This is a genomic window from Nonomuraea sp. NPDC049784, assembly GCF_040659615.1.
In the GTDB taxonomy this organism is placed as follows: Bacteria; Actinomycetota; Actinomycetes; order Streptosporangiales; family Streptosporangiaceae; genus Nonomuraea.
In genome coordinates this window covers 1-4464 of sequence record NZ_JBFAMX010000738.1, presented here as the reverse complement: position 1 = coordinate 4464, position 4464 = coordinate 1, and the positions used below count along the sequence as shown (strand labels likewise).

At 71.1% G+C, this 4464-nt stretch carries 5 protein-coding genes and 1 riboswitch; of the genes, 1 reads left to right on the top strand and 4 read right to left on the bottom strand.

The annotated features are described in order from the left end of the window. Positions 1 to 93: 93 nt before the first annotated feature. From AB0J09_RS57285 to AB0J09_RS57275, 3 genes are read right to left on the bottom strand one after another with little or no spacing between them, the layout of a single operon-like run. Entirely contained in the window at positions 94 to 789 is a 696-nt protein-coding gene (locus tag AB0J09_RS57285; RefSeq protein WP_360711286.1) for an ABC transporter ATP-binding protein, read from the bottom strand. Continuing rightward, positions 765 to 1589 carry an ABC transporter permease gene (locus AB0J09_RS57280; RefSeq protein ID WP_360711284.1) on the bottom strand — a complete coding sequence of 275 codons (825 nt, stop codon included), beginning with the start codon at positions 1587 to 1589 and terminating at the stop codon, positions 765 to 767. Before AB0J09_RS57280 ends, AB0J09_RS57285 begins: the two co-directional genes overlap by 25 nt. Then, complete coding sequence (locus tag AB0J09_RS57275; RefSeq protein WP_360711281.1) at positions 1589 to 2641, bottom strand: ABC transporter substrate-binding protein; 1053 nt, start codon at positions 2639 to 2641, stop codon at positions 1589 to 1591. Before AB0J09_RS57275 ends, AB0J09_RS57280 begins: the two co-directional genes overlap by 1 nt. Positions 2642 to 2789: 148 nt before the next feature. Then, a riboswitch (TPP riboswitch) is annotated at positions 2790 to 2884 on the top strand. On the opposite strand from AB0J09_RS57275, the gene tenA reads away from it, so the two are divergent. Further along, positions 2876 to 3559 (top strand): thiaminase II, encoded by a 684-nt coding sequence (gene tenA / locus AB0J09_RS57270; protein ID WP_360711279.1) that lies wholly within the window; start codon positions 2876 to 2878, stop codon positions 3557 to 3559. It overlaps the preceding riboswitch by 9 nt. A 10-nt stretch (positions 3560 to 3569) precedes the next feature. Here the strand turns inward: tenA and AB0J09_RS57265 are convergent. Beyond that, a partial coding sequence (locus tag AB0J09_RS57265) for a tetratricopeptide repeat protein (protein WP_360711276.1) occupies positions 3570 to 4464 on the bottom strand: 895 nt, incomplete at its 5' end.

Here is a 4464-nt window from a genome sequence, read left to right as displayed (position 1 = left end):
TGTTTAATGGGTTTGTCTGCCCGTCCACCTCACGGGGCGCCCGGGCGGCCCCCCCGGGGCCCCGCCAGGGGGGGGGGCGCGCGCGGCCCCGGCTCACGGACGGTCTCTCGTCACGCCGAGCGCCCGCAGCAGCTCCGCCCGGATCTCGGCGGTGCTCCTGCCCGCGTCGAGCCGCTGCTCGGCCGCGATCCTCCCTTGATCGAGTACGAGGACGCGGTCGGCCAGCGCGATCGCCTCGTCCACGTCGTGGGTGACCAGCAGCACGGCGGGACGGTGCTCCTCGAACAGGCGGCGCAGCAGCGCGTGCATCTTGAGCCTGGTCAGGGCGTCGAGCGCGCCGAACGGTTCGTCGGCGAGCAGCAGCTGAGGCTCGCGCACGAGGGATCGCGCCAGCGCCACGCGCTGCTGCTCGCCCCCGGACAGCTCGTTCGGCCAGGCCCGTTCCCGCCCGGCGAGCCCGACCTCCGCCAGGCTCTCGTGTCCCCGTTCCGCGGCCCCGTCGAGGCCGAGCACGACGTTGTCGAGCACCCGCTGCCAGGGCAGCAGCCGGGCGTCCTGGAAGACCACCGACACCTGCGCGGGCACCGCGACCAGTCCGTCCCCCGCCACGTCGCCATCCAGCCCGGCCAGCGCGCGCAGCAGCGTGCTCTTGCCCGAGCCGCTCTGCCCGAGCAGTGCCACGAACTCGCCGGGCGCGATCTCCAGGTCCAGGCTGTCGAGCACGGTACGGGTGCCGTACCGGCGGGTCAGGCCCTGGGTGCGGGTCAGCCGGCCAACGTCCGTCGCCACGACAGCGCCCTCCTCTCCACGAGCCGCACCCCGGCGTCGGAGAACAGGCCGAGCAGCCCGTACAGGACGATGCCGACCAGGATCACGTCGGTCTGCCCGTACGTGCGCGCGAGGTCCATCATGTAGCCGATGCCGCTGGTGGAGTTGATCAGCTCGGCCACGACCAGGAACAGCCACGACGTCGTCACCGCGAACCGCATCCCCAGCAGGAACCCCGGCAGCGCGCCCGGCAGGACCACCTTCCTGATGAACGCGCCGCGCCCGAGATCGACCGTCTCGGCCAGCTCGACGTAGCGGCTGTCGATGCTGCGCAGCCCGTTGTGGGTGTGGATGTAGATCGGCACGAGCACGCCGACGGCGATCACCGTCACCTTCATCACCTCGCCGATGCCCAGCCACAGGATGAGCAGCGGCATCAGCGCCAGCGCCGGGATGGCCCGCTTGATCTGGATCGGCCCGTCGACGACGGCCTCGCCCCAGCGGCTGAGGCCGGACACGAGCGCGAGCACCGTGCCGAGCGGCACGCCGATGGCCAGGCCCAGCACCACGCGCTGGACCGAGGCCAGCAGGTTGTCCTGGAGGCGGCCGTTCTCGATCAGGTCGGCCGCGGTGGTGACCACGGTCCAGGGTGCCGACAGGAACCGGGGGTCGAGCAGGCCCGAGCCCGATGCGGCCGCCCAGAGCGCCAGCAGCAGGAACGGGCCCAGCAGGAAGCCGAACTTGATCGGGCGGCGGGGGCGCAGGCGGCGCCGGTTCCGCGCGGGAGCGACGGCGGCCGGCCGGGAGGTGACGAGTGTCATCACGCGCCGCCCTTCAGCGCGTCCGCCTGCACCGACTGGAAGCGCAGGTCGTACAGGTCCTGGGCCTTCAGCGGCGGGTTCCCCGTCTCTTTGGCCAGGATGTCGATGGTCTCCTGGTGTCTGGCGACGGCATCCGACCAGTCGCCCGGGATGTCCGGCTCGCCCGCCAGGTCGACCAGGTACTGGCCGTCGGCGGCGGACAGGCCCTGGTCCTTGACGTAGTAGCCCTCGATCCACTCCTTGGGATGCTCGTAGACCCAGCGCGTGGCCCGTGCCCAGGCGGCGACGTACTCGCGGATCGCGGCGGCCTTGGCCGGGTCCTGCAGGGTGACCGTGCGTACGTAGAGGTGGCCCGGGTCGTCACGCAGGCCGTGGCGGATGGTGGTGGCGCCGTCCTTGCCCCACTTGGTGGTGTACCGCTTGATGTTGACGCCGCCGATCGGGGCCACGTCCACCTGCTTGGAGGCCAGCGCGTTCGGGTAGACGTCGCCGGTGCTCGGCAGCTCGACCAGGGTGACGTCGCCCTTGGTGAGCCCGGCCTTCTTCAGCACCTTGAGCACCAGCGCGCCCTGCGCCTGGCCGGGGCTGTAGGCGATCTTCTTGCCGCGCAGGTCGGCGAGGGTCTTCACGCTCACCCCCGGCGCGATGCCCAGCTCGTACGTCGGGTGGTTGAGCGGGTCCTTGCGGAACTTGGAGGCCACGATCTTGACGGGCAGGCCGGTCCAGGTCGCGTGGATGGGCGGGATCTCGGCGACCGCGCCGACGTCCAGCGCGTCCGCCCGGAACGCCTCGCTCGTCTGTGGCCCGCCGCTGATGTTGGCCCACTCGATGTCGAACGAGAACTTGTCGATCTGGCCGGAGAGCTGGAGCGCCACCTTGGTCGGCGGGTCTCCGACGATCAACTTGGTGCCCTTGGGCACGGAGGCCGGCAGCGGTGCGTCCGCCGCGAGCGTTGACGCGGGCCGTTCACGCTCGCCGCCCTGACCGCACGCGGCCATTGCGGCGAGCAGGAATACGGCGAGCGCCGGTCTTAACAGGGAGGAGACAGGCATACGGAATGGTCCTTCGTCGTGCGACGGCAGCAAGCCCGCACTCACGATAGGCACGCCCCGACCGCAAAAGCAACATTTCCTACCGATTTAGCGGGTAATCTTGCTGGAGTCCTCTGGAGGAGGGGGAGGGAGCGAGTCTGCTAACGTCGATCACGACGCGGGGTGCCCGGGCGCCGGGCTGAGATCACACCCGTCGAACCTGATCTAGTTCGCACTAGCGAAGGGACGTCATCGTTGACCTTCTCCGAGAAGATCTGGACGCGCACGGCCACGCTGCTCGACGCGATCCACAACCACCCGTTCAACACCGCCCTCCGCGACGGCACCCTCGACCGAGACCGCTTCGCGTTCTACCTCGTCCAGGACGGGCGCTACCTCGTGGCGTACTCCAAGGTGCTCGCGACCGCCTCGGCCCGCGCCACGGACCCGGCCGACGCCGCGTTCTTCGCCCAGAGCGCGCACACGGCGCTGGTCGTCGAGCGCGGCCTGCACGCCGGTTACCTCGAGGAGTTCGGGCTGACGGCCGGCCGGACGGAGGGCATCGCCACGTCGCCGACCTGCCTGGCCTACTCGTCCTACCTGCAGGCGACGGCGCTCGCCGCCCCGCTGCCCGTGCTCGCCGCCGCCGTGCTGCCGTGCTTCTGGGTGTACCAGGACGTCGGTACGGCGCTGCTCGAGCGTACGGCGGGCGCCCCCGGCCACCCGTACCGGACCTGGATCGCCACCTACTCCGACCCGTCCTTCGCGGCCTCGGTGGAGCAGGCCAAGGCGCTCGTGGATCGGCTGGCCGAGCTCGCCGACTCGGCGACGCTCCAGGCGATGGAGGAGGCGTTCTGCCGGGCCACCGAGTACGAGTGGCTGTTCTGGGACAGCGCCTGGCGCCTCGAGACCTGGCCCACGGCGCGATGGCTCGCCTGACACCCCGCCGTCACGCGAGCGACTCGCTGAGCTCCCTGCGCAGCTCGCGGGCCTGGTGCAGGTAGTGGCGGGCCAGCGCCGTGCGTCCGGCCGACCGGTACAGCTCACCCAGCGTCTGGTACGTGTCGGCCTCGCCGCTCCGGTCCCCGAGCTGCTGGAAGATCACCAGCGAGCGCTCCAGCTGGTCGGAGCCGTCCGACCGGTCGCCCCTGGCCACCTGGAGCCCGCCCAGGTTCCGCATCGCGTACGCGCCGCAGTGCCGATCCCCGAGGGACTCGAAGATGTCCAGCGCGTGCCCCTGGAACCGCATGGCCCTGTCGGACTCGGCGACCAGGTCGTACATGCGGCCGAGCTGCATCGACACGCAGCCCTCGCGGTGGGCGTCGCCGAGTTCCTCGGCCAGCCGCAGCGCGTCCCCGAGCCATCTGGAGGCCTGGCGAACGTCACGCAGCGACAGGTGGACGCGCCCGATCGCCTGCCGAGCGTACGCCTCGCCGCTCCGGTCCCCGATGGCCAGGAACATGGCCAGCGCGTGCCTGAAGGACCCGAGCGCTTTGAGGTGCCTGCCGGAGAACTGGTTGACCGCCGCCAGCCCGCAGATCGAGATCGCCTCGCTCCGCGTGTCGCCCAGCTCGTGGAAGATGGCCCGCGCCCGCCGGAACATGTCGCCGGCCTCGGCGTACCGGTCCTGGTAGAGGCACACCTGGGCCAGGCCGCGGAGCATGGCCGCCTCGCCGTGGCGGTCGCCGGCTGCGCGGGCGCTGTCCAGGGCGACGCGGTGCGTGACCTGCCACTCCTCCAGACGGCAGTGCAGGTCGAAGTACGGGACCAGGGTCGCGGCCAGCCCCCACGCGGACAGATCGGAATAGATAAGTGGATGCAAATAGTGTGCATAAAGACGTGTA

Coding starts and splice junctions, on each gene's coding strand:
- AB0J09_RS57280 (WP_360711284.1), bottom strand. CDS start 1,589: ATGACACTCGTCACCTCCCGGCCGGCCGCCGTCGCTCCCGCGCGGAAC.
- AB0J09_RS57275 (WP_360711281.1), bottom strand. CDS start 2,641: ATGCCTGTCTCCTCCCTGTTAAGACCGGCGCTCGCCGTATTCCTGCTC.